This is a genomic window from Pseudomonas sp. RIT411 (assembly GCF_003057735.2).
Lineage (GTDB): Bacteria > Pseudomonadota > Gammaproteobacteria > Pseudomonadales > Pseudomonadaceae > Chryseomonas > Chryseomonas oryzihabitans.
In genome coordinates, this window is record NZ_QBIZ02000001.1 from 63,474 (window position 1) to 86,822 (window position 23,349).

At 65.0% G+C, this 23,349-nt stretch carries 21 protein-coding genes; 12 read left to right on the plus strand and 9 right to left on the minus strand.

The window, feature by feature from the left end; genetic code table 11:
* Nucleotides 1-26 precede the first annotated feature (26 nt).
* Nucleotides 27-2,474, minus strand: a complete 2,448-nt coding sequence (locus DBY63_RS00315) for a DUF2309 domain-containing protein (protein ID WP_108580999.1) — start codon at nt 2,472-2,474, stop codon at nt 27-29.
* Nucleotides 2,471-3,997, minus strand: a complete 1,527-nt coding sequence (locus DBY63_RS00320) for an NADH-quinone oxidoreductase subunit L (RefSeq protein ID WP_108581000.1) — start codon at nt 3,995-3,997, stop codon at nt 2,471-2,473. The genes DBY63_RS00315 and DBY63_RS00320 overlap by 4 nt, the downstream gene beginning before the upstream one ends.
* 103 nt (nt 3,998-4,100) lie before the next feature.
* Between DBY63_RS00320 and DBY63_RS00325 the strand changes: the two genes are divergently transcribed.
* Nucleotides 4,101-5,009 (plus strand): LysR family transcriptional regulator, encoded by a 909-nt coding sequence (locus DBY63_RS00325; protein ID WP_108581001.1) that lies wholly within the window; start codon nt 4,101-4,103, stop codon nt 5,007-5,009.
* A gap of 59 nt (nt 5,010-5,068) precedes the next feature.
* On the opposite strand, the gene DBY63_RS00330 is transcribed toward DBY63_RS00325, so the two are convergent.
* Together DBY63_RS00330 and DBY63_RS00335 are read right to left on the minus strand one after the other, a co-directional pair.
* The gene (locus DBY63_RS00330; RefSeq protein WP_108581002.1) at nt 5,069-5,938 is read right to left on the minus strand and encodes an NAD(P)-binding domain-containing protein; all 870 of its coding nucleotides are present in this window, start codon (nt 5,936-5,938) and stop codon (nt 5,069-5,071) included.
* A gap of 15 nt (nt 5,939-5,953) precedes the next feature.
* On the minus strand, nt 5,954-6,574 hold the full coding sequence (locus DBY63_RS00335; protein ID WP_027599711.1) for an RraA family protein: 621 nt from the start codon (nt 6,572-6,574) through the stop codon (nt 5,954-5,956).
* A gap of 97 nt (nt 6,575-6,671) precedes the next feature.
* Here DBY63_RS00335 and DBY63_RS00340 point away from each other — a divergent pair, with 97 nt between their 5' ends.
* Nucleotides 6,672-7,571 carry a LysR family transcriptional regulator gene (locus DBY63_RS00340; RefSeq protein WP_027602003.1) on the plus strand — a complete coding sequence of 300 codons (900 nt, stop codon included), beginning with the start codon at nt 6,672-6,674 and terminating at the stop codon, nt 7,569-7,571.
* An 81-nt stretch (nt 7,572-7,652) separates the two neighbouring features.
* Here DBY63_RS00340 and DBY63_RS00345 read toward each other — a convergent pair whose 3' ends face one another.
* Nucleotides 7,653-9,026 carry an MFS transporter gene (locus tag DBY63_RS00345; RefSeq protein WP_108581003.1) on the minus strand — a complete coding sequence of 458 codons (1,374 nt, stop codon included), beginning with the start codon at nt 9,024-9,026 and terminating at the stop codon, nt 7,653-7,655.
* Nucleotides 9,027-9,384: 358 nt separating this feature from the next.
* On the opposite strand from DBY63_RS00345, the gene DBY63_RS00350 reads away from it, so the two are divergent.
* Nucleotides 9,385-11,400, plus strand: coding sequence for a U32 family peptidase (locus DBY63_RS00350; RefSeq protein WP_108581004.1), 2,016 nt, complete (start codon nt 9,385-9,387; stop codon nt 11,398-11,400).
* Nucleotides 11,401-11,458: 58 nt separating this feature from the next.
* Here DBY63_RS00350 and DBY63_RS00355 read toward each other — a convergent pair whose 3' ends face one another.
* A complete protein-coding gene (locus DBY63_RS00355) occupies nt 11,459-12,163 on the minus strand; it encodes a glutathione S-transferase family protein (RefSeq protein WP_074582955.1) in 705 nt (234 codons plus the stop codon).
* A 476-nt stretch (nt 12,164-12,639) separates the two neighbouring features.
* Here DBY63_RS00355 and DBY63_RS00360 point away from each other — a divergent pair, with 476 nt between their 5' ends.
* The 7 genes from DBY63_RS00360 to DBY63_RS00390 all read left to right on the plus strand — a co-directional run bounded on the left by DBY63_RS00360 (nt 12,640) and on the right by DBY63_RS00390 (nt 18,736).
* Nucleotides 12,640-13,605, plus strand: coding sequence for an amino acid ABC transporter permease (locus tag DBY63_RS00360; protein ID WP_044342827.1), 966 nt, complete (start codon nt 12,640-12,642; stop codon nt 13,603-13,605).
* Between the two features lie 13 nt (nt 13,606-13,618).
* Complete coding sequence (locus tag DBY63_RS00365) at nt 13,619-14,383, plus strand: amino acid ABC transporter ATP-binding protein (protein ID WP_044342828.1); 765 nt, start codon at nt 13,619-13,621, stop codon at nt 14,381-14,383.
* Nucleotides 14,384-14,497: 114 nt separating this feature from the next.
* Entirely contained in the window at nt 14,498-15,277 is a 780-nt protein-coding gene (locus DBY63_RS00370) for a transporter substrate-binding domain-containing protein (protein ID WP_256326379.1), read from the plus strand.
* Between the two features lie 75 nt (nt 15,278-15,352).
* On the plus strand, nt 15,353-16,648 hold the full coding sequence (locus DBY63_RS00375; RefSeq protein WP_108581005.1) for an FAD-binding oxidoreductase: 1,296 nt from the start codon (nt 15,353-15,355) through the stop codon (nt 16,646-16,648).
* A 15-nt stretch (nt 16,649-16,663) separates the two neighbouring features.
* Nucleotides 16,664-17,134: an Lrp/AsnC family transcriptional regulator gene (locus DBY63_RS00380; protein WP_044342831.1), complete on the plus strand. Its 471-nt coding sequence runs from the start codon at nt 16,664-16,666 to the stop codon at nt 17,132-17,134.
* 367 nt (nt 17,135-17,501) lie between these two features.
* Nucleotides 17,502-18,134: a pyridoxamine 5'-phosphate oxidase family protein gene (locus DBY63_RS00385; protein ID WP_027602000.1), complete on the plus strand. Its 633-nt coding sequence runs from the start codon at nt 17,502-17,504 to the stop codon at nt 18,132-18,134.
* 41 nt (nt 18,135-18,175) lie between these two features.
* Nucleotides 18,176-18,736, plus strand: coding sequence for a DUF1993 domain-containing protein (locus DBY63_RS00390; protein WP_108581006.1), 561 nt, complete (start codon nt 18,176-18,178; stop codon nt 18,734-18,736).
* Between the two features lie 80 nt (nt 18,737-18,816).
* Here the strand turns inward: DBY63_RS00390 and DBY63_RS00395 are convergent, their stop codons facing one another.
* Nucleotides 18,817-19,413 (minus strand): NUDIX domain-containing protein, encoded by a 597-nt coding sequence (locus DBY63_RS00395; protein WP_027599718.1) that lies wholly within the window; start codon nt 19,411-19,413, stop codon nt 18,817-18,819.
* 104 nt (nt 19,414-19,517) lie between these two features.
* On the opposite strand from DBY63_RS00395, the gene DBY63_RS00400 reads away from it, so the two are divergent.
* Nucleotides 19,518-20,270 carry a DeoR/GlpR family DNA-binding transcription regulator gene (locus DBY63_RS00400; RefSeq protein WP_108581007.1) on the plus strand — a complete coding sequence of 251 codons (753 nt, stop codon included), beginning with the start codon at nt 19,518-19,520 and terminating at the stop codon, nt 20,268-20,270.
* Between the two features lie 133 nt (nt 20,271-20,403).
* Nucleotides 20,404-21,153: a BPL-N domain-containing protein gene (locus DBY63_RS00405; protein WP_108581008.1), complete on the plus strand. Its 750-nt coding sequence runs from the start codon at nt 20,404-20,406 to the stop codon at nt 21,151-21,153.
* Between the two features lie 24 nt (nt 21,154-21,177).
* On the opposite strand, the gene DBY63_RS00410 is transcribed toward DBY63_RS00405, so the two are convergent.
* Nucleotides 21,178-21,789, minus strand: coding sequence for an NIPSNAP family protein (locus tag DBY63_RS00410; RefSeq protein WP_108581009.1), 612 nt, complete (start codon nt 21,787-21,789; stop codon nt 21,178-21,180).
* A 72-nt stretch (nt 21,790-21,861) separates the two neighbouring features.
* A complete protein-coding gene (locus DBY63_RS00415; RefSeq protein WP_108581010.1) occupies nt 21,862-23,337 on the minus strand; it encodes an MmgE/PrpD family protein in 1,476 nt (491 codons plus the stop codon).
* Nucleotides 23,338-23,349 lie beyond the last annotated feature (12 nt).

Sequence of the window (23,349 nt, forward strand, 5' to 3'; positions counted from 1 at the left end):
AGCAGGCAGCCTGGCGCCGGCAAGCGTCAGCCCCTGGGCAACGGCTGCCACCCGCCGGCCGTGCGTACCTCCAAGCAAGCCGGCAGGCCATACAGACGCAGCAGGTGCAGCCAGCCGTTGCGCACCAGATCGTGCACGACGGCGTGGTTGGCGATCACCTGATCGATCATGGCGCGCGGAGCCTCGATCACCACGTGCAGGCGTAGCGGCCGGTGCATCCATTGCTGGCCGTCGTGCAGCGACTGCCGCGCCAGACCGGTGCGCAGGTCGCCGCCGTTGCCTTCGAACACGCCGATATGGCCGCCCACCACGTTGTGCAGCAACTTGTTGCCGCTGCCGAAGCGCAGGTTGTCGGTGGTCGAGGTGAAATACTGCAGGTTGATCCAGTGCGCCACCACCATGGGCGCCGTCATGATCAGCTCCAGCACCTTGCCCTCCTGGTCCTGCCGCCAGTCGTAGTCGTGCAGGAAGGCGCGGCCCTCCAGGTCCACCGCGCGGGTGCGCGCCCGCGGTGCGGCGATGAAGGCGGCATTGCCGGCGAGGCCCCATTCCGGCCGGGTCTGCGCCCAGTCACGGGCCCGCCGGCGCAGCTGGCCGAGCAATCTTTCCGGCTGCGCCGGCAGCGGCGCCAGGCCCATTTTGCCCGCCCGCTGCCGCCGCACCTCGGCGCTGGCGCTGTCCAGTGCCAGCCGCAGGCGCTGCCAGCTGGGCTGGAGCTCTGCCGGAAGCGACTCGCACCCGAAGACCTGCACCTCATCCGTCGTGGTGTTGTGCAGCCCGGCCAGTACCTGGCAGTGCGGCGGCAGGTCGAGTCCGCGCACCCGCAGCCCGGCGCGCACCTGGGCATCGTTGAGCAGGCCGGCCAGCAGCCGCGCATTGATCTCGCCGCTCTGACCACAGCAGGCGCCGCAATCCAGACCCGCCGCCTGAGGGTTGTTGGCGCTCTGACTGCCATGGCCGAGTAGCACCAGCAGGGGCGGCAACGGCCCGTTCAGGCCCATGGCCTTGAGGATACGCTCGGCCAAGTCGACCCGCTGCAGCTGTGACATCTCCGGTAGCTGTGGTTGCAGCTGTTGCCGCTCATGGCGGCGCCAGGCGCTGAGTTCGGGCGAAGACGCGCCACCGGCCAGGCCATAGGTCCGTCCCAACAGCGCCCCGGCATAGCCCAGCCCGACGCTTTCCACCAGGGTGAAGGTCGAGGCCGGCAGCCGCTCGAACAGCCGCCAGCGACCCAGCCGCACCAGACGACCTTGACGCACCTGTGCCAATTGCCGATCCCGTATGGCATCGCCACTGCCCTCGCTGACCTGCAGTTGCGGCGCGAGCAGGCCCGGCAATTGCGGGCGCGTGGCACCGGTACCCAACGGGGTAAAGGCGATGGGTAGCCCGAAGAAGCCGGCGAAACCGCCGGTCTCCAGGGCCGGGCAGGTCTGCTCCAGGGCGCGCCTGAGGGGCTCGGAGCGGACGTCGATACAGAAGAACAGCTTGGCCAGCGGCGCCGGGGGCAAGGCTGCCGGTACGCTGTGGCACAACGCCTGCTGCAGGTGCTCCTGCCAGGCCAGCTCGTCGGCGCGCTGCCACAGCTGCAGGGCCTGCCAATTGGCCGAAGGCATCCGCTGCAAGCCCTCCTCCCAAGCCGCCCGCCAGCACTGCCAACGACTGTCGGCATCGCGCCGCCGATCATCCACCAGCCACTCCCAGGCCGCGCGAATGGCCAGCAACTCCAGCAGCGTGCGGTCGTCCTCTCCCTGCAGCCGGGCCTGCCAGCGCCGATAGGCGCACCAGGAGGCCCAGCCCAGGTTGCGCAGCAGCAGGCAGTCGAACCAGGCGGCCCAGTCTCGTGCCGGCAGCCCCAGACGGTCGACTGCCGCCTCCAGGGCCGCCTCGGGTAGTGCCGGCAATTCGGCGATCCGCCTGTGCAGCTCGCGACAACCGCTGAGTACGCTCAAACCCCGATCAACCATCAGGCTGGCGCGCCAGGTCTGATAGAGCCCGTCACCGTCTGACGGACGCCAATCCGCCTGTTCGTGATCGAACCAGGCCGCGCAACTCTGGCCGATCTGGTGAGTGATCAGCGCCGGCCAGCCTGGGAGCGGGATCCCTGGCTCGGCCAGATCTTCCAGCAGCGGTAGCCCCTGGCCGGCCTCGGCAGGGGCGTCCAGCGTCTCCAGCAGTCGTGCTGACTTACAGGACAGCCCCTGCTCGGCCAGCGCCTGCTGTAGATGACGCTCGGCGATACGCCCCTCCCGCCAGGCCTGGCGATAGTCGGCCGCTTCCAGGGTCAGGCGGCTGCCGGCCCGTTGCCAGAGTTGCGCGGCCACGGCCTGCCAGGCCTGGTCGCGCCGCTCCCACAGCGGGTTCACAGCGATCATGCGATCCAGCGGCCAGGTAGGCGCGATGCGCGCACAGGCCTGGCGGGCGGCCTCATGCAGGGCCTGGTGCTCAAGGCTGGGAAGTGTTTCGAGGACGGTCATGCGCGGTCTCCAAGGGTTGCGTTCAGCGGCTGGGGCGCACGCGCCGGCCAAAGGCGAAAGGTCAGGCGGGTGAAGTGCTCGTCCAGGTAGAAGCCGGCAAAAGCCAGGGGGTAGAGCCGTTGCGCCAGGGCGCCGTGCGGTCGGGCCAGCAGCAGGCCCTGCACCAGGTAAAGTCCGACCAGCATGACCATCGCCACCACGGTCAGCGGCAGCGGCGCCGTGGCGAGGTGCTGGTCGAGCAGCCAACCGGCCGCTTGGTGCCACAGCAGGTAAGCGCCGAGTAGCAGGCCGAACATGAGCAGGCCATGGGCGGGTTGGTCGCGGCGCAGGCACCAGGGCGCCAGGCCGATTGCCAATAGCGTCAGAGCCACCAGGGGCAGCTCATGGCTGGGCAGCAGCCAGTGCCAGAGGCCTTGCAACAGGAGCAGCGCCAGCGCGGCCACCAGTAGCGCCCGCAGCAGGGCGCCCAGTTCGAGCGCGAGTGCCGGCGGCTGCAGGGCATGCTGGCGGGCGTGGGCCACCGTCTCGCCGGCGGCGAGGAAGGCATGGGCCTTGTAGAGCGAGTGGGCCAGCAGGTGCACCAGCGCCAGTTCGTACAGGCCCAGCCCGCATTCCAGCAGCATCAGGCCCATCTGCGCGCAGGTCGACCAGGCCAGGCGGACCTTGATGCTGATCCGGGTCATCATCACCAGCGCGGCCAGGACCGCGGTCGGGCCGCCGACCAGCACCAGCAGGCTCTGCGCCGGCACCGCGGCGGAAAACAGCGGGGCGAAGCGCAGCAGCACGAAGCCGCCCAGGTTGACCACCCCGGCATGCAGCAGGGCCGAGACCGGCGTGGGGGCCTCCATCACCTGGATCAGCCAGCCATGCACCGGCAACTGCGCCGACTTGAGGATCACCGTCAGCGCCAGCAGCAGCGCCGCGCCCTGCCACTCCCAACCGAGCGAACCACCCGCCTGCACCTGGGCGGTCACGGCGGCGAGGATCAGCGAAATCTGGCTGCTCCCGCCGGCCTGTACCAGCAGCAGGGTCGCCAGCAGCAGACTGACATCGGCCAGGCGGCTGGCGAGGAATTTCTTGTGGGCTGCGACGACCGCCTGGGGGCGTTCGCGGTAGAAGGTCAGCAATAGATGCAGGCACAGACTGGACAGGATCCAGGCACCTGCCACCAGCACGAGGTTGCCGCTGGTGACCACTGTGGCCACCGCCGCCAGGGTGCCCAGCAGCGCGAGCACATAGCGCCGCTGCCCGGCCTCCCCCTCCAGATAGCGTCGGGAATACTCGATGATCACCAGCGCCAGCAGGCTAACCAGTCCGGCCATCGCCAGACCCAGGCGGTCGGGGTGCCGGGTGTCGTGGAGCGCCTGCAGCCAGGCCGCCAGCACCAGGAAGACGCCCAGATAACCCACGACCCGTGCGGGTAGCCAGAGTCGGCTGGGTGAAGCGAGGACGGCTGCGGGCAACAGCGCCAGGGCATAGACCCAGGGCAACAAGGGAGCCAGGGAAAACGGCGGGCTAGACATCGTGCACACTCCATGAACACCAGATACCGACAGTTTCAGGATGTGTACGAATTATTTAAAATAGATTGATCAGAACCTAACGTTCACTTTTGAAGAACGAAGCATGCGCCGGCTCAATTTTCATCACCTGCACTACTTCTGGGCCGTGGCCAAGGAAGGCAATCTCACCCGCGCCGCCGAGGCGCTGCATGTCTCCCAGTCCGCCCTCTCCACCCAGATCCGCGTCCTGGAGGATCAGCTCGGCCACCCCCTGTTCATCCGCTCCGGACGCAGCCTGCGGCTGACCGAAGCCGGGCAGTTGGTGCTGGACTACGCCGAGACCATCTTCGCCCTGGGCAGCGAGTTGCAGGACACCCTGCAGAACACCCAGGAAGCCAACCAGACGCTGCGCATCGGCTCCGTGGCGACCCTTTCGCGCAACTTCCAGGAAAACCTGCTGCGCCCCTTCCTCGGTCGTGAAGACCTGGTGCTGACCCTCGAATCCGGCAGCGTGGACGAACTGCTGGAGCGCCTGGCGCTGCACAAGCTGGACGTGGTGCTGACCAACCAGGCGGTGAGCGCCGACAGCCAGCGCACCTGGCAATGCCGCCTGCTGCATCGCCAGCCGGTGTGCCTGATCGGCCCGCCGCGCCAGGACAGTCGCCCCTTCGATCTCCACCGCGACCTGCAACAGGCCCGCCTGATCGTGCCCGGTCGCAGCAGCGACGTGCGCAGCCAGTTCGACGTCTATTGCAGCGGCCAGGGGCTGACGCCCCGCATCTGCGCCGAGGTCGACGACATGGCCTTGCTGCGCCTGCTCGCCCGCGACTCCGGCGACATGGCCCTGCTGCCCGCCGTGGTGGTCCAGGACGAACTGCGCAGCGGCGCCCTGCAGCTCTACGCCGAGGTGCCCCAGATCGCCGAACGCTTCTATGCGGTGACCCTGCAGCGGCAGTTCAGGCTGAGCATTCTGGAGGAGTTGCTGGGGCAGCCAGGGGTGCCGGATGCCGCCTCAGCGCCAGAGGCGCTTTGATCCCGGTTAACGAGATCGCCGAGCGGTGACATTCGCTCGGCGTCACATCGAGTGCCCCGCTACCTCATCACGCCATTGGCCTTGAACAGCCAATCGAAGGCCTGGCCAAGACTCGGCGATGCCGTGTCGATAGGCGCGTGTGCCAGCTGCGCGGATGTCCGAGCGAATACCTCCCTCACCCCAGGCAGCACCGCCACCGGTAGCTCGGCGGCCCGCAGTTGGCGTTCGGCCTCTTCCACTTCCTTGAGACGGCGCGGGGCATGCACGACATGCGTCCTAATGAGGGCGCCGAGAAAGTCTCTTAATGAGGCCTGGTCGATATCGCTCAGGGCGTCATGAAGCTTTTCCGTGACACCCTGCTTCTCGGCCGCCATGAAGCACTCGATGGTCAAGGCTTCCAGTCCCTTGGTGAACACGCTGCGTAAGATCTTCAGGGCGGCTGCATCGCCCGCGGCGCCGCCCTCGACGGGCTTGAGCGGTGCCCCGGCTTCGGCAAAGAGGACGACCGCACGCTCCAGGCCGATACCGGCGGCCAGCAGATTGGTTTTCGCGTGCGTCAAGGCGATGGCCCCCAGGATGGCCACGTCCACATAGGGAATGGAGCGCTCGGCCGCGATGGCCGCGGCTCGTCTGATCTGCTCCGGATCCGCGGTGGTCATGTCGATAAACAGCGCACCCGTCCGCATAAGGGCGAGCGCCTGCTCGGCGACTGGCAGCGAGACAGTGCCGAATACGCAGGAGACAACGACATCGCAATCGGCTACCCCATCCTCCATCGAGGTGACGAGAGCCACGTCATGCTCTTTCGCGAAGGCCTGGGCCCTGGGTGAAGGCTTGAGGTCACACAAGAGGATTTCGTGGCCTGCTGCCGCCCAGGGGTGCGCGTAGGTAAGGCCCACTTCGCCTGCGCCGATAATCGCTAGTTTCATTTGCTTGTTCCGTAATCAGTGGGCCGCGTAGGCGCCCCGGTAGGTTCCCGCGGCAATCTGGGCGAGCATTTCCGCTTCCTTGCGCTCGGTCGCCAGGCAACGGTCGAGCAGCTCCGCCGCCTGGGCCAGGGGAAAGGCGACGATGCCATCATGGTCACCCACGACGAGGTCTCCTGGTGAAACGATCATGTCGCCAATGCTCACCGGCACGTTGATCTCCCCCGGACCGTTCTTGTAGGGGCCACGGTGATAGCCCCCGCGAGCGAAGATGGGGAAGCTGCCCTTGCTGATCGTCGCCAGGTCGCGAATCGCCCCATCGACAACGACGCCCGCGGCACCGCGTTTTTCCGCGATAGCCGCCATGATGTCGCCCATCAGGGCGCGACTCAGGTCGCCACCGCCATCGACCACCAGCACCTGGCCAGGGACGAGGAGCTCCAGCGCCTGGTGGATCGCCCGGTTGTCGCCGGCGGGTACTTTGACGGTGAGCGCAAGGCCGGCCATGGTGCCTTCGATCCGATGGAAGGGCCGCAGCGGAGCGCCTGGAAGCCGGTCGAGACAGTCGCTGATGATCGAGGTGGAGGTACGGGCGAAGGCTTCGACCAGCGAGGTCGGACTGGAAGCGTTGACGTTCATAAGGGCTCCTCTTGTTGGATAACGTCGAGGATAGGCCCGTGGCCAAATAGAAAAAGCGATATTAAGGTATGGCCATTCATGCCCTGGAGGAATGCCAATGGTCACGCTACGCCAGTTGCTGGCGCTGCACTGGATCGAACGTCTGGGTACCTTCGAAAGGGCCGCCGAGCATCTCAACACCACCCAGTCAGCCATCTCGAAACGGGTGCAGGAGCTGGAGTCCTCCACCGGCCTGCAGCTGTTCGATCGCTCGCAGCGGGGTGCCCGCTTCACCGCCGAGGGCGAGGAGCTGCTGGTCATTGCGCGCGAGATGCTCGATCTGAACGAGCGCATCACCTCGCTCAAGGACGGCAAGCACGTCACCACCCGCCGTCTGCGACTGGGCGTTACCGAACTTACCGCCTGGACCTGGCTACCGCGCCTGGTCACGCGCCTGGTCGCCGACTTCCCCGGGCTTACGGTGGAGCCGGAAGTCGACATGAGTCGCAATCTGCACGAGCGGCTGATGGACGACCTGGTCGACCTCATCGTGATACCGGACACCTTCACGGCGCCCGAGGTCACCAGCGTACCCCTCGCCACCGTGGAGAATGCCTGGATGGCCGCGCCGGGACTGGTCCGGAGTTCAGGCGTGGTGGGCCTGGCCGAGCTGGCCAAGTATCCCATGCTGATGCAGGGCAAGAAGTCAGGATCGGGCCTGTTCGTAAATCGCTGGCTGCATGCACGCGGAATAGAGCTGCCCAGGATCCTCTCCTCCGACAGCCTCACCGCCATGCTCGGTCTTGCTTCGGCGGGCCTGGGCGTCACCTACCTGCCACGCGAATGTTTCCGCCCGCTGGTGGACGAAGGCAAACTCGTCATCGTCGAGACCGATCCCGAGCTGCCACCGGTTCCCTACATGGCGATGTACCGCAATGATCGGCCCTCGACCTTCGTCGCCGAGATCGCCACGCTGGCGACGCAACTCTGCGACTTCACGAAACAGTTGCAGCGTTAGCCCGCTATCGCCAGACCGCCCTGCGGCTACCAGAGCGACAGCGCAGCAGACGGCCGTGATCCTGGACCAAGGTTCCGCCCCCTAGCCAGCAGAGGCCTCGACCGGCGCGGTAGCCGGTTCGGAAATGGTCAGCACGAACGCCAGGGCGGCCAGGGAGCAGACGCCGAGGAAGATGAACACCGCCGTCCAGCTGTAGCTATCCAGCAGGAAGCCGGTGATCAGCGGCGCCATGGCGCCCCCCGCCTGGCCCGCGCTGTTGACCACGGATGCAGCCACCGGATAGGTCGTTCTGGTCGTCAGTCCCATCGAATAGACCGAGAACGACGAGTAGCCGATATTGAGCAGAAAGCCGGTACCAAACAGCAACAGGCTGACCGCGAGCAGCCCGTTGGGTGCGTAAACCAGAGCGACCATCATCACGCAGGTCGCTACCGCGCTGATCATCATGGTCGGTTTGCGACGGCGGTCCAGGATTCGATCCGACAGCCAGCCGCCGACGATATTGCCAAGCACCCCGCCAACAAAGGGCAAGGACGCCACGAAGCCGACCTGCATCAGTTCGAAGTGCTTTACCTCGCCCAGGTACTTGGGGAGCCAGGCCAGGAGCACGTTCACCACTCCCGTCATCAGCAGGTAGCCCAATCCACAGCCCCAGATGTTCCAGGACCTGAACACGGAGCGGGACGTATCCAGGAGGGGGGTGCGCTCATAGCGCAGCGCGCGGTCGAGCCTGCCGAAATCCCGGTGCTTACGGACCGACTCGCTGTGCGCGGTCGTCTGGTCTTCGATGTGTTCGGCTTCGGCGTCACTCACCTGCTTGCAGGCTCTCGGATCATTGGGGACGAGCCACCACCACAGCAAGGCGAGCAGCACGCCTGGCAGGGCGAAGGCGATGAACATGGTGCGCCAGCCATCGAGCAGAATCAGCGCTGCCCCCAATGGCGGTGCTATCACCGCGCCCATCTTGGCGGCGGACAGGAAGGCGCCGGTAGCCGTGCCCTTTTCCCGCGGCGGAAACCAGCGGTTGATGGTGCTCAACATCGACAGGGGCAAGGCGGCTTCTGCGACGCCCAGCGCCGAGCGATAGATCTTGAGCATACCGATGCTGTGGGAGGTGCCGATCAGCAGCGTCACGAGCGACGTCAGGCCAATCGCCGCGGGGGCGACCACGCGCACGCTGACCTTACTCAGCAGAAAGCCCGCCGGTATCTGACCGAGCGAGTAGAACAGGAAGAAGGCACTGACCAGCAGCCCCACCTCGGCATTGGTCGCGCCGAACTCCTTCTGGATATAGGGCAAGGCGATCCCGATATTGGCCCGATCGGCTGCAGCGAGCATGTATACGACCACGATGACCGCCAGTACCACCCAGCGATAGCGGGTCCTGGACCGCGTCTGTAGCGCTGCCCGTTCCGCCACTGCCGGTGCCGGCTTTGAAGCCAGGGATTCGGTCATGAGTCCTCCGATTTTTATGTTTATTAAAGGTGACGGAGGTTTTACGACGGCCCATTAATGGAAAAAAGCGATAAAGAGGCACAGGCATTCATTCCTCTTAGGAATGAGCAGCGCCCCAGTCGGCGGGATAGCGATGCTTGAGCCCTTGGCAGCCGGCTTGCGGGTCGCGATCACTGCACTCCCCGGGCAGGAATAAGGGTCGGAAACACGGATGACTGTCGGTCAGCCGGCGGGTCTGTGACTCCCCCCCCCGGTTGATGCACTGGCCCAACCACCCAGCACCCCGGGCGGGCCCTCCTCCCCCTCGCCCGCTACAATGCGCGCCTTGCCGTGCCACGCCTGATCGAGAAGAACCGCCATGTCCCTGCCCAAGCACCATCTGGAATTGCTCAGCCCTGCCCGCGATGTCGGTATCGCCCGGGAGGCCATCCTGCATGGGGCCGATGCCATCTACATCGGCGGGCCGAGCTTTGGTGCGCGGCACAATGCCTGCAACGAGGTCAGCGAGATCGCCGAGCTGGTGAAATTCGCCCGCCGCTACCATGCGCGGGTGTTCACCACGATCAACACCATCCTGCATGACGACGAGCTGGAGCCGGCGCGTAAGCTGATCCACCAGCTGTACGACGCCGGCGTGGATGCGCTGATCGTGCAGGACCTGGGCGTGCTGGAACTGGACATCCCGCCGATCGAGTTGCACGCCAGCACCCAGACCGACATCCGCACCCTGGCGCGGGCCAAGTTTCTCGACCAGGCCGGCTTCTCCCAGCTGGTGCTGGCGCGCGAGCTGAATCTGCAGGAGATCTCGGCCATCGCCGCCGAGACCGACGCGGCCATCGAATTCTTCATCCATGGCGCCCTTTGCGTGGCCTTCTCCGGCCAGTGCAACATCTCCCATGCCCAGACCGGTCGCAGCGCCAACCGCGGCGATTGCTCCCAGGCCTGTCGCCTGCCCTACACCCTGAAGGATGACCAGGGTCGGGTGGTGGCCTTCGAGAAGCACCTGCTGTCGATGAAGGACAACAACCAGAGCGCCAACCTGCGCGCCCTGGTCGAGGCCGGCGTGCGCTCCTTCAAGATCGAGGGCCGCTACAAGGACATGGGCTACGTGAAGAACATCACCGCCTACTACCGCCAGCTGCTCGACGAGATCCTGGAAGACCGCACCGACCTGGCGCGCGCCTCCAGCGGTCGCACGGCGCACTTCTTCGTGCCCGATCCGGACAAGACCTTCCATCGCGGCAGCACCGACTATTTCGTCACCGACCGCAAGGTGGACATCGGCGCCTTCGACTCGCCGACCTTTACCGGTCTGCCAGTGGGTCAGGTGGAAAAGGTCGGCAAGCGCGACTTCATTGCCGTGACCGAGGAGCCGCTGTCCAACGGCGACGGCCTGAATGTGCTGGTCAAGCGAGAGGTGGTGGGCTTTCGCGCCAACGTCGCCGAGCTCAAGGGCGAATTCGAGGAGGACGGCCAGAAGCGCTATCGCTATCGCGTCGAACCCAACGAGATGCCCGAGGGGCTGTTCCGCCTGCGCCCGAATCATCCGCTGTCGCGCAACCTGGACCACAACTGGCAGCAGGCCCTGCTCAAGACCAGCGCCGAGCGCCGCATCGGCGTGCACTGGCAGGCCGAGCTGCGCGAGCAGCGGCTACAGCTGACCGTCACCAGTGAGGAAGGCGTCAGTGTTTCGGTTGCCCTGGACGGTCCCTTCGGTGCCGCCAACAAGCCGGAGCAGGCGCTGGATGGCCTGCGCGATCTGCTAACCCAGCTGGGCACCACCGAATACCACGCCCTGGATGTGACCCTGGATGCACCCCAGGCCTTCTTCGTGCCCAATTCGCAACTGAAGGCGCTGCGCCGCGAGGCCATCGAGCAGCTGACCGCTGCCCGCGTCGCCGCCCACCCGCGCGGCAGCCGCAAGGCCGAGAGCTGTCCCCCGCCGGTGTATCCCGAGTCGCACCTGTCGTTTCTCTACAACGTCTACAACCAGAAGGCCCGCGACTTCTATCATCGCCATGGCGTACAACTGATCGACGCGGCCTACGAGGCCCATGAAGAGCCTGGCGAGGTGCCGGTGATGATCACCAAGCACTGCCTGCGCTTCTCCTTCAACCTCTGTCCCAAGCAGGCCAAGGGCGTCACCGGCGTGCGCACCAAGGTCGCGCCGATGCAACTGGTCCACGGCGACGAGGTGCTGACCCTGAAATTCGACTGCAAGCCCTGCGAGATGCACGTGGTGGGCAAGATGAAGGGCCACATCCTCGACCTGCCGCTGCCGGGCAGCCAGGCCGCGGGCAAGGCGCTCGCCAGCATCAGCCCGGAAGACCTGCTCAAGACCATCCGCAACAAGCCGACCGGGTACAGTCACTGAGCCCTGAGGGCATGACGTCGCTGCTGGCTAGCCAGCAGCGATCCGCCGGCCCGATTCGCTAGCGCTCGGCTGCCGCGGGTGTCTGCCGCGCCAGTCCGTTGTAGGCGTCGAGCATCCGCCCACACCAGGCCGTAATGGGGTCGTCCTGGGCCAGCAAGGGTTGGGTGCTGACGATCCGCGCCCACTGAAAGGCGCCAAAGACGATGTGATCGGCATAGGCCGGGGCTTCACCTGCCAGGTAATCCTGCAGGGCAAGGGTGCTACGCAGGGGCTTCAGGACTTCGCGGAAGGCTTGCAACGAGGCCTCGCGCTGTCCAGCCAGGGCCTCCAGCGAGACGCCAAACGCCGCTTCGCGGGTCCGCTTGAAATAGTCTCGGTCGGCTTCATCCAGCACGGCATGGACGTCGGGCAGGATCACCCGCGCCAGCGCCGGATGCACACTGTCCGCGACCCATTGGTTGATGAAGCGCGTCGTGGCCTTGAGCGAAGCATCGCCCAGTAGCGAGGGCCGCTCGGGGTATTGGCGATCCAGGTACTCGGCGATGGCCCAGCTGTCGCTCACCCACTGCTCGCCATCCACCAGCACCGGTACCTTGCCCTGCCCGGAAGCCGCGATGGCCTCCTTCTCGTGAAAGCGCCAGGCAATGGTCTCGACCGGCAGCCCCTTATGCGCCAGCGCCAGCCTTATGCGCCAGCAATAGGGGCTGAAGCGGCAGAAGTCGTCGGCACCGGTCAGTTCGTACAGGCGTAGCGGAAGGGGCATCAGGAGGTTCCTCGTCGTTGTTCATCAGGTCATCTAGGAACGGCAGCCCGCAGGAAGGTCGGACCACCGCGGCGGCTCATCACACCTTGCTAAGACCACGCCTCGACAGCAAGTGTCCAGCGCGCATGGGTTCGCCGGGCCAAGAGCAACCACTCTCCGACAAGGGCTACTCGGGATGCATCACCGCGGAGATCGGACCCTCGAGATAAATGTCATGTCATGGCCTGAGCGCTGACCGCTCCGAGACGGCCTTCAGGCAGCGGGCCTGACCTTTCAGGGTATCCGGATAGCATCGTTCAGTGACGTTCGCCGCTCTATCCATTCGCCAGCCCAAGCTATCAAATCGACAGGTCATACCCGGCTATTTTCAATTACTTACCGGAAAAGTGACCTATTTCGCCGGGTACTGCCCTGCACAACGCCTCCCTACAATGGCCTCACAACAAGAAAAGCGCCAAGCGCATGAGGACCGAGCCATGTATCGCGACCACATCGTCAAACCACGTGCGACAGACAGCCTTCCCTTTATGGCCATGGTAGCCGTCGCAGTCTTTCTCCTGGCCTGCGTCTATGGCGTCGGAGAGGGCGGTCTGGCCCGCCTCATGGGGCCGATCGTGCTCGACCTCGAAGCCCCGATGCTGCGCAACATCGCGGTCTCCGGGACCCTGACCCTAACCCTGATGCTGAACCTGTTCATCCTCGGCCGGTTTCCGCTGAAGGCTCAGGTCGTCACCGTCTGGTGCGAGTTGCTGCTGCTGTTCCTGCTGTTCTTCGATACCTTCGATCTGTCCTACAGCTTCATCTTCAGCAAAGTCGGCTTCATGATCACCCAGGGGGTTTTCACCACCGTCTACGTCTCGGCGCTTTCAATCGCCATCGCCTTCGTGCTGGCCTTGCTCGGCGCCACCGCACGCCTTTCGGCCAATGGCTTCGCCGTCGCCATCGCGAGTTTCTACACCTCGTTCTTTCGCGGCGTACCTCTGCTGATCCAGATCTACCTGATCTACCTCGGCATTCCCCAACTAGGTTATGTCGTAGGCGCAGTGCCGGCGGGGGTGCTCGCTCTGTCGCTGTGCTATGGCGCCTACATGACCGAGATCTTTCGCGCCGGAATCAGCAGCATCCCGCGCGGGCAATGGGAGGCCTGCCGGGCAATCGGCCTTACTCCCTTCCAGGCCATGACCCGCGTGATCCTGCCGCAGTCGATGCGGCTCATCATTCCGCCGACCGGCAACCAGTTCATCTCGATGCTCAAGGACAGCTCTCTGGTATCGGTGATCGGGGTCTGGGAGCTGATGTTCCTGGCGCGTACTCAAGGGCGTGCGGAGTTCCGCCATCTGGAAATGCTGATCACGGCCGCGGTGCTCTATTGGGTGCTGTCGATCCTGCTCGAAACCGTGCAGGCCCGCCTTGAAAAGCGCTTTGACCGCGCCCACCGCTAACCTGGAGCATCCCATGCATCAGACCTCTGCTTCCTCCAACCTGAACGCGGCCGTCTCGGTACGCGATCTGCAGAAATGGTACGGCGACTTCCAGGTCCTCAAGGGGATCGACCTGCACGTCGGTAGCGGCGAGATCGTCGTGATCTGCGGTCCCTCCGGTTCGGGCAAGTCGACGCTGATCCGCTGCCTGAACCTGCTGGAAGACTTCCAGCGAGGCGAGATACGGATCGCCGGCCAGGTGCTGACCCGCGAAGCGGCCAGCGTGGCCAATATCCGCCGACAAGTCGGCATGGTGTTCCAGCAGTTCAATCTCTTCCCGCACCTGACGGTGCTGGAGAACCTGATGCTGGGGCCGCGACTGGTCGGCAGACTCGATCAGACCGAAGCCCGAAAACTTGCTCTGCAGTACCTGGCGCGGGTGCGGATCGCCAACCAGGCGGACAAGTATCCCGGCCAGCTATCCGGTGGTCAGCAGCAGCGGGTTGCCATTGCCCGTGCGCTGTGCATGAAGCCACGCATCATGCTCTTCGACGAACCGACCTCGGCGCTCGACCCGGAGATGGTCAAGGAAGTCCTGGATGTGATGGGCGAACTGGCTCAGGACGGCATCACCATGCTCTGCGTGACCCACGAGATGGGCTTCGCCCGCAAGGTCGCCGACCGGATCATCTTCATGGACCAGGGCCAGATCATCGAAGAGGCCCGTCCGGACGAATTCTTTGATAACCCACGCGAGCCACGGGCGCGCGAATTTCTCTCGCAGATCCTCAGTCACTGACCACAGCCGCTACACCCCTCACGACAACAACAAACGTGTATCCGGAGACATTCCATGACCCCAGCCGCTCGCCTTCTCACCGCTCTCGCCGCCGCTGCCGCCCTGGGAGCCGCCATGCCCTCCGCCTGGGCCGGCGCGACCCTTGACCGCATTCACCAGACCAAGGTCATGAAGGTAGCCACCGCAGCAAATTGGCCACCGCAATCCTTTCTCGGCGAGGACAATCAGCTGCGCGGCTTCGACATCGACGTGGCGACCGAGATCGGGCGACGACTCGGGACCAAGGTGACCTTCGTGACACCCGAGTACGGCATCATCACCGCCGGTCGTTGGGCCAATCGCTGGGACCTCTCCGTCGGCTCCATGACGCCGACGACGGCCAGGGCGAGGGTGCTCGATTTCCCTGCCGTCTACTACTACACGCCCTATGTGTTCGCGGTGCACAAGGACGCCGCCAAGACGACAGTATCCGAGCTGAATGGCAAGAAAATCGGGGTGGAGGCCGGTACCACTTCAGAGGATTACATCAACAGGCGTCTGAAGATCGATGCCGCCGATGTACCCGCGTTCACCTACGAGGTGGAGCCTGGCGAAGTCCTGACCTATGGCGACAGTATGGGTCCGCTCGACGACCTGCGCATGGGCAACGGCACTCGGCTGGACGCCACCCTGTCTGCGCTACCGACCGTATTGGGCGCTATCAAGGCCGGTTACCCCATCACCGCCGTGTCGGGTAAACCGGCCTACTACGAACCCCTTGCCATCGCGGTCGACAAGGGCGACGAAGCCTTCAACGCGGAGTTGGCCAAGACCGTCACCGATATGAAAGCCGACGGCACGCTCAAGCAACTCTCGCAGAAATGGTACGGCACTGACCTCACCCTGATTCAGTAACCATCGTTCCAGACGCCCGTGCCCGTCATGCGGCGGGTGCGAGGACCACTGCTGCCCGAAAAAGGACACCCACTGATGGCTGCCTACAGCAACAACTACTACACAGGAACCATGCGTGCGACCACTCAACGTGCGCCTTTGCTAGGCAATTTGGTGGCGGACGTCTGCGTCATCGGTGGCGGCCTGGCCGGTTTGAGTACGGCCCAGGAGCTGTCAGCACGTGGCCGTTCAGTGGTCTTGCTGGAAGCGAATCGCGTGGCTTGGGGAGCCTCCGGCCGCAACGGCGGATTTGTGCTGCAGGGCTGGTCGGAAGGTCTGTCCGCAATCGAACGGCGCTGCGGTCGTCAGACCGCAGCCGCCTTGTTCAGGCTATCGCTGGAAGGTGTCGACATCGTCCGTGACACCATCGCTCGCCATCGGTTGCCCGGGTGTGCGCCCACGTCCGGCAAGCTCAGCGTGGTGCGCTACGATGATGGCATCAATCTGCAACGGACCCGCGATCGCATGGCGCGGGACTTCGATTTCGAACTGGAGTATCTGGACACCGAGCAGATCCGTAAGCGTCTGAAGACAGATCGCTATTTTCAGGCGCTGCGCGACACCCATGGCTTTCACTTCCACCCCTTGAACTACTGCCTGGGCCTGGCGGAACTATTCGAGGCCGGCGGCGGCGTGATCCACGAGCGCACGGCAATGCGCGAGGTGGTGAGCCAGGCGGACCGGCACCGGGTCACGACCGACCAGGGTTCGGTGATCTGCCGCGACGTGGTCTACTGCTGCGGAGGCTATGGCGGTACGGAGTTCGGACGACTCCGCCGCGCCTTTCTGCCGATTGCCACCTATGTGGTGCTGACCGAGCCTCTGGGCGAGCGGCTCGCGAATGCCGTGACCACCACGGATGCGGTCGGTGACAATCGACGCGCCTCGGACTACTACCGCATCGTCGACGGCGATCGTCTGCTTTGGGGCGGACACATCACCACCCACAACCTGCAGGACGAGCAGCGGCTGGGGCAGTTGCTCACCCGCGACATTCTCGCAGTCTATCCGCAGCTGCAGGGCTTGAAGATCGCCAAAGCCTGGTCCGGACTGATGGGCTATGCGCGCCACAAAATGCCGCACATCGGTCGCCTGGCGCCAGGGGTATGGACCTGTACTTCATTTGGGGGCCATGGTATGAACACCGCACCGATCGGGGGCCGCGTCATAGCGGAAGCCATCTGTGGGGAGACGGATCGTTATCGGCTGTTCTCCGCCTATGGCCTCGAATGGAACGGCGGTCCCGTCGGGCCAGCGGCCGCGCAGACGGTCTATGCCTATCTCAAGCTGATGGACAAATTCCAGGAAGCCCGGGCGCACGGACACCGCTGAGCCGAGGAAAAGGTCATGGATGCACGCAACACCGGAGCGCTGTTTCAACTAACGGAGAAGGATCGGCAGCTATTGGCTCTATTGCAGGCCAATGCCCGCGAGCCCACTGCGGCCCTGGCGCGCAAGCTTGGAGTCTCGCGCTCCGCCGTACAGGAGCGGATCACCCGCCTGGAGCGGGCCGGTGTGATCACCGGCTACAGCGTTCGCATCGATCAGGATCGCCTGCAGCAGGTGATCAACTGCTTCACCATGACCTCCTGTACCAACAAGAGCTACACGGATGTCATGACGCACCTGCGCAACATGGACTCGGTACAGGCGGTGTACGCCGTGTCGGGTGAATCCGATTTCATCATCCATCTCGCCACTCACACGCTTGGCGAGCTGAATGCGGAGCTGACCCGCATCAACATGATCAAGGGTGTCGCCCACACGGCCTCGCACATCGTGATGGAAACCAAGTTCAGCCGGAAACTGACGGTCTGAGCGAGCATTATCGCGCCAGAGCGCAGTCTCGATAGCAACTGCCTCACCCATAGCTCATGTGCTGCTTCGCTGCAGTGCAGCAACCAACGGCAGTCCTAAGCTCGTCTCCCCCGACAGCCGTCCACCCGTGATCTCGATGACCTCCCGTATCCTGGCTCTGAGGAAAGTTGTGCTCGCCGGCCGGACTCTCCGTCTGGCTGGCGAAAGTCGCTAGCCAGGCGACTATCGCAGAACTCCTTTGTCGAGCCGCGCTCCCGTCCCGCCTATCGGCTACAGTTCAGCCAACCCTTCGGCTGCCGCGAACGCCAGGCGCCGGAAAACCCGCGCGCGAGAAGGCGCGAAAAGCACCTCGAACCAGGAGTCGCACATGGAGCAGGACAACCCCGCGCAGGACTACCTCAGCTCGCTGGAGGCGCTGGAAAGCCTCTACGGCGAGGTCGCGGCACCCTCGATCCTCAAGGAGATCGATCACATCCACCCGGTTTACCAGCCCTTCATCGAAGCCGCGTCCTTCGTGGTCCTGGCCTCCTCGGGGCCTCAGGGACTGGATGCCTCGCCGCGCGGCGATGCGCCGGGCTTCGTGCATGTCGAGGATGCCAGGACGCTCTACCTGCCGGATCGCCGGGGCAACAATCGCCTGGATACGCTGCGCAATGTCCTCCAGGATCCCCGGGTGGCGCTGCTGTTCCTGATCCCCGGTATCGGCGAAACCCTGCGCATCAACGGCACCGCCCGGATAGCGGTCGATCCGGCCTTGCTGGCCCGCTTCGAGGTCAAGGGTCAGCGCCCGCGGACCGTACTAGAGGTCACGGTCACCAGCGTCTACTTTCAGTGCAGCCGCGCGGTGATCCGGGCCGGCCTGTGGGATCCCTCCAGGCACCTGGCGCGCAGCGCGCTGCCCTCTCCCGGCACCATCCTCAAGCAGCTCTGCCCGACGCAGGTGGACGGCGACGCCTACGACCAGGCCTTGCCGCAGCGTATCGCCAGCACGCTTTACTAGGGCTGCCCGGCCCTGCCTCCAGCCCCCATAAAGGACTCGCTATGACCTTCACCGATATCCTCGTTCCCACCTATACGAATCTGCTCGGCGCCCTGTCGGCCTGGCTCGGCAAGGCCGAGACCCAACGGCCGGACGGTGCCGCCGAGGCCCTGCTGGTCGCCCGCCTGGCGCCCGACATGTTCCCGCTCGCCACCCAGATCCGCTTCGCCTGCGTCCAGGCCCAGGAAGGGATGTTGCGACTGCACGACCAGGCCTTTTCGCCCGAACTGACGGACCTGCTCAACGAAGGCCGCAACGCCGCCGAACAACCGGGCACCCTCGCCCAGGCGCAGGCCCGCATCCGCGAAACCCTGGACCGGGTACAGGCCATCGCCGGCGAAGGATCGCCCATCAAGGAGGGCGCGCCGGTCGCTCACGAACTACCCCAAGGACTGGTGTTCGACTTCACCGCCGAACAGTACGTCCGCGACTGGGCGCTGCCGCAGTTCTACTTTCACGTGATGACCGCCTACGCCATCCTCCGGGCGCAAGGCGTCGAGCTGGGCAAGGCCGACTACGTCGCCCATGTACTGCCCTTCCTGAGGCCCGGCGCGTCCTCCTAGTTGCCAGGCGGTCAGCGCCCGGAGCCACGTCTCCCGGATTCGAGAGGGGCTGCCGGAGCCCTGGTCGTCAGCCTTGGCGATCAGCTGACCGCCAGGTGTGGCCTGAGCTTCAGGGCCGCGTACTGCAGCAGCATGATGGTCTTGCCGTCACGAATGGTCCCGGCATCGATCATCGCCAGCGCCTCGTCCAGGTCCACCTCGAGCACGGCGATGTCCTCGCCTTCCGCGACATTGCCACCCCCGGCCGACTTGCGATCGCCTGGCGCGTATTCGCCGACGAAGAAATGCAGCCGCTCGGTCACCGAGCCGGGGCTCATGAAGGCATCGAACACCTGCCGCACTTCCCGCACCTGAAAGCCCGTCTCCTCCTCGACCTCGGCACGGATGCGCACCTCGGGCTCGGCCGCGTCCAGCAGGCCGGCGGGCGCCTCGATCAGCAGGTCGTCGTGCCCGTTCACGAAGGCCGGATAACGCAGCTGGCGCGTCAGCACCACGGTGCGCCGCCGGGGATCGTAGAGCAGGATGGTCGCGCCATTGCCGCGATCGTAGGTCTCTCGCGATTGCCGCTGCCAGGTGCCATCACTGCGCAGGAAGGCGAAGGTGGTCTTCTTCAGGACGAACCAGTCGTCAGACAACACCTCGACCTCTTCGACACGAATACGCGGGGCGATGCTCATGGGCGATCCTCTGGGTTGGCGAACGGTGTTTACCGCTCTGGGCCTTCGCGCTAGAATTCGTGCAGTTTCGTGCAACGTCAAGAATTTTCGTGCAGGAGTCTCCGATGCTGACCCGTGAACGCAAGGCGCTTATCCAGCAGGTGCTGCGCCAGGAAGGCCGACTAGTGGCCAAGGCCTTCAGCCAGCAGCTGGGGGTGTCGGAAGACACCATTCGACGCGATCTGCGGGAACTGGCGGCGGAAGGTGTGCTGCAACGCGTGCATGGCGGCGCCTTGCCGGCGTCGGCTGCCGTCGCGGACTACGCCAGGCGTGAAGAGACGTCCACGGCCAGCAAGGTGGCGCTCGGCCAGGCGGGCATCCGCCTGATCCAACCGGGACAGATCGTCTTTATCGATGGCGGCACGACCAATGTCCAACTCGTCCGCCACCTGCCCAAGGAGCTTGAGATCACCGTGGTAACCCATAGCCCGAACATCGCGGTGGAACTGGTCGAGCATCCGCTGATCGAGGTCGAGCTCATGGGTGGCCGCCTGTTCAAGCATTCCATCGTGACCCTGGGCGCGGCCTGTGCGGAGGCCATCGCCCGGGTGCGGGTCGACAGCTACTTCATGGGCGTGACCGGGCTGCATCCCGAGACGGGCGCCACCACCGGCAATGCCGAGGAAGCCGCGATCAAGCGCATCATCAGCCGCCAGGCGGCGGAGACCTTTGTGCTGGCGACGCGGGAAAAACTCGGCGCGGCCTCTCCCTACGGCATCATCCCGCTGGCCGATGTCAGCACCCTGGTAACGGACGCGGCACTTGACGACGAGGCGCTCGGGGCGCTGCGTTCGGCGCTTTCCGTGATCCACGCCTGACGCCCCTACCGCCCTGGCACGCCCTTCGCCTGTTAAGCTGACCCGTAACGGCGTGTTTCGGCCCTTGAATGGATGGGGCCAAAGCCTGACGCCGCTTGCCAATCCCAGAGCCCCCTGCAAGAGAGTCCCGCGGATGACGCTTTCAACTGGAGTAAGACGCGCCGCGCTGGCGCTCCTCTGTCTGGCCGGTCCCTTGCCACTGGCCCAGGCTGCCCAGGCGCCCACCGTGGCCGTGGCCGTCTACCGCGGCCCTGCGGGATGCGACGACTGCTCCGAAACGGTCCGGACGGCCATCGAACGGCTGGACCCGCGCTATCGCGTCGACTTCGTCGGCCCGGCGGAACGCATCGATATCACGCCCGCCAACCTGCGCCGCTACAGCCTCTATGTACAGCCGGGCGGCGGCCAGGACATTCCCGCCGCCCTGGCCAGCCTTGGGGATGCGCGCAGCGCCGCGCTGCGTGACTACGTCGCTCAGGGCGGACGCTATCTGGGACTGTGCATGGGCGCCTACCTAGCCGATGCCGGAAATCTCAGACTCATACCCGACGATCTGGACTCGGAGGTGGGACGCCCCGGCTTTCCCGTGACCACCATCGACGACGCCGCGGTCGCCGTACGCTGGGCCGGTCGCGACGATAACGTCTTCTACCAAGACGGTCCCTATCTACCGCCCAGTCAGGCGCCTGGCGTTCGGGTGCTGGCGACCTATGCCAACGGGGACATCGCCGCGGCCCGCTATCCCTTCGGCCGTGGCGTGGTGGCCCTGAGCGGACCGCATCCGGAGGCCGACACCAGCTGGTTCGACCAGGCAGGTATCCCACCGGAAGAAAGACCTCGGAGCGCCCTGTTCCGCAACCTCATCGATGCAACCCTGCGCTGAGACCGGCCACGTCGCGGTTCGTGGTCAACGCAGAGGCGAATGCTCACTGGCCAGGGCGATCATGGACGTCGCCTGCTCGATCTGCTCGGGAGCGCCCTTGGGCGGCCACAACCCTGCGGCATAGTGCTCAGCGCGCAAATCGAAGCGCTGCTGAATGGATTCGAAGCCCCAGATGTGCGTGATACGCGGTGGTCCATCGAGGGCGATCATATTGATCACCAGATGTTCGGTGTAAGACTTTGCCAGCTCCAGCGCAGCCTGCCACGCGGTGAGCGTGGGGGGCAGGCCACCGGGTTTCAGCCAGTAGGTGCGGAACTCGTAGAGACCGCCATAGACGCGGGGTTCGATGTCCGGCAGAAAGTCGAACCCCCGGTAGCTCTCCTGCTGCAGGGACCGCACCAGGCCAGCGCCGTTGAAGGGATTGGCGCTCCGGTGACAGCGCTGGCGCTCCGCCGCCAACTCCTCGCACGAAGCGAAACTCCGCAGGATCGGGACAGCACCGAGTTCCCCGATTTCGGAATGCCACAGACCGAGGACACGCCCGACATCTGCGCCCGCCATCCAGCTCGTGGCGGCAGCCGAGATCTCGGACAGCTTCAGTAGTGGGCCGGTCAGCTTGGTCAGCTCATAGCGCATGGCGATTCCTCCTCGTACGAATCACGGGTTCGAGCTGGCGTGGCTTTCGCGGCGCAACCTAGCGCCGCTCCCTTAGGCGGGACTGCGCCTGGCGGCTCGGGCGATCTGGCCCGCATCCGCCAGTTGCTCCACCTGCCAACAGGCTTTCAGAAGCGCCTGGGTTTGCTGCCTGCGCAGGATGCCTTCGGCCAGATCACTGAACTTGGCTTCCAGTTGCTCATCGGTCATGGGCAATTCAACGCTGCCGATGGCGTGCTGGATGTACTGGTGCACCTGACGACCGTCGGTCAATACGACGGTCATGTCCACCTGCTGCGGCTTGATCTCAGGATCAACCGTGGCTATCACCTTGCCTCGCAGAGCGACCACAGCGGGATCCTGAACCGCCTGATCACTGTATTGCCGTTCTCCTGCGGCGCCCTGGATCAGCGCGATGGCCACCGAATGGTAGATGCTGAACTTGCCTTCCAAGCCCGTGGTGGGCGTCTTCTTGCCAGTCAGCTCCAGCACCAGGGGATGGACCCGCAGGCGCACCTCGGCGATCTGCTCGGGCTTGAGCTGGTATCTGTTGCGGAGCTGGATGGCCGCATCCAGCGCCGGATGGATGACGATGCCGCAGGCGAAGGGTTTATAGGTGTTGAGCGCTGCTTCGTAGCGAGTCCCCAGCCCTTCGGTGATCTGGGTGAAATCCTGCTTGGTGCTGATGGTATGGGCCCAGCCGCGCTTGGCTTCGAGCATGCCCTGGGAACTGGTGAAATCCTGCGCCGCCAGCAAGGCGGCGAAGAGGCCGTTGCTGGCGGCCCGCCCGGGATTGAAACTCTTGTTCATGGAGCCAAAGGATTCCCGCAGGCCTACCGGCTGAGAGGCGGCCAGACCCAGCGCCCAGACCATCTGCTGCTCATTGAGCCCCAACAGCTTGCCGGCCGCTGCCGCCGCGCCGAATACCCCCGCCGTGCCGGTGATATGCCAACCCACATCATAATGATCGGGATAGACCGCATTGCCGATGCGGCACTCGGTTTCCACACCGAGGATCAGGGCGTTCAGAAAATCCGCTCCCTTCACCGGCCGGTATTCGGCCAGCGCCAGGATGGCCGACACCACCGGCCCGGCGGGATGGATGATGGTTTTCAGATGAGTGTCGTCGTAGTCGAAGATATGACTCGCCACGCCATTGAGAAAGGCGGCATTCATGATGTCGAGTCGCTCGTTCCGGCCGAGCAGGCTGGCCTGTTCGGGGCCGGAGAATGGCTGGAGTGCGCGCAAGGCGCGAACGACCGTTTCATGTTGGGACCCACCCACGGCGACGCCCACCCAGTTGAGCAGCGTGCGCACCCCCTCCTTGCGTACGTTCGCCGGCAGGTCTTCATAGCGAGCCTTGACCAGATAGGCCGCAAGGATGCGAGTGGTGTCCTTGCCTTCCGCCACCACCGATGCCGAGGTGGCGGCCGGGGCAGCATCGGCGGCCAGAGCAAGGCGGGGCGCGGCGGCGGCCGCCGAGGCGACGGCGCTGATCTTTAGCAAGCTGCGACGGTTCAGGGGAATCATGCAAGGCTCCGA

Coding starts and splice junctions, on each gene's coding strand:
- DBY63_RS00390 (WP_108581006.1), top strand. CDS start 18,176: ATGACCTTCACCGATATCCTCGTTCCCACCTATACGAATCTGCTCGGC.
- DBY63_RS00410 (WP_108581009.1), bottom strand. CDS start 21,789: ATGCGCTATGAGCTGACCAAGCTGACCGGCCCACTACTGAAGCTGTCC.
- DBY63_RS00370 (WP_256326379.1), top strand. CDS start 14,498: ATGCCCTCCGCCTGGGCCGGCGCGACCCTTGACCGCATTCACCAGACC.
- DBY63_RS00415 (WP_108581010.1), bottom strand. CDS start 23,337: ATGATTCCCCTGAACCGTCGCAGCTTGCTAAAGATCAGCGCCGTCGCC.
- DBY63_RS00315 (WP_108580999.1), bottom strand. CDS start 2,474: ATGACCGTCCTCGAAACACTTCCCAGCCTTGAGCACCAGGCCCTGCAT.
- DBY63_RS00365 (WP_044342828.1), top strand. CDS start 13,619: ATGCATCAGACCTCTGCTTCCTCCAACCTGAACGCGGCCGTCTCGGTA.
- DBY63_RS00385 (WP_027602000.1), top strand. CDS start 17,502: ATGGAGCAGGACAACCCCGCGCAGGACTACCTCAGCTCGCTGGAGGCG.
- DBY63_RS00380 (WP_044342831.1), top strand. CDS start 16,664: ATGGATGCACGCAACACCGGAGCGCTGTTTCAACTAACGGAGAAGGAT.
- DBY63_RS00360 (WP_044342827.1), top strand. CDS start 12,640: ATGTATCGCGACCACATCGTCAAACCACGTGCGACAGACAGCCTTCCC.
- DBY63_RS00375 (WP_108581005.1), top strand. CDS start 15,353: ATGGCTGCCTACAGCAACAACTACTACACAGGAACCATGCGTGCGACC.
- DBY63_RS00320 (WP_108581000.1), bottom strand. CDS start 3,997: ATGTCTAGCCCGCCGTTTTCCCTGGCTCCCTTGTTGCCCTGGGTCTAT.
- DBY63_RS00325 (WP_108581001.1), top strand. CDS start 4,101: ATGCGCCGGCTCAATTTTCATCACCTGCACTACTTCTGGGCCGTGGCC.
- DBY63_RS00335 (WP_027599711.1), bottom strand. CDS start 6,574: ATGAACGTCAACGCTTCCAGTCCGACCTCGCTGGTCGAAGCCTTCGCC.
- DBY63_RS00340 (WP_027602003.1), top strand. CDS start 6,672: ATGGTCACGCTACGCCAGTTGCTGGCGCTGCACTGGATCGAACGTCTG.
- DBY63_RS00330 (WP_108581002.1), bottom strand. CDS start 5,938: ATGAAACTAGCGATTATCGGCGCAGGCGAAGTGGGCCTTACCTACGCG.
- DBY63_RS00355 (WP_074582955.1), bottom strand. CDS start 12,163: ATGCCCCTTCCGCTACGCCTGTACGAACTGACCGGTGCCGACGACTTC.
- DBY63_RS00395 (WP_027599718.1), bottom strand. CDS start 19,413: ATGAGCATCGCCCCGCGTATTCGTGTCGAAGAGGTCGAGGTGTTGTCT.
- DBY63_RS00400 (WP_108581007.1), top strand. CDS start 19,518: ATGCTGACCCGTGAACGCAAGGCGCTTATCCAGCAGGTGCTGCGCCAG.
- DBY63_RS00350 (WP_108581004.1), top strand. CDS start 9,385: ATGTCCCTGCCCAAGCACCATCTGGAATTGCTCAGCCCTGCCCGCGAT.
- DBY63_RS00345 (WP_108581003.1), bottom strand. CDS start 9,026: ATGACCGAATCCCTGGCTTCAAAGCCGGCACCGGCAGTGGCGGAACGG.
- DBY63_RS00405 (WP_108581008.1), top strand. CDS start 20,404: ATGACGCTTTCAACTGGAGTAAGACGCGCCGCGCTGGCGCTCCTCTGT.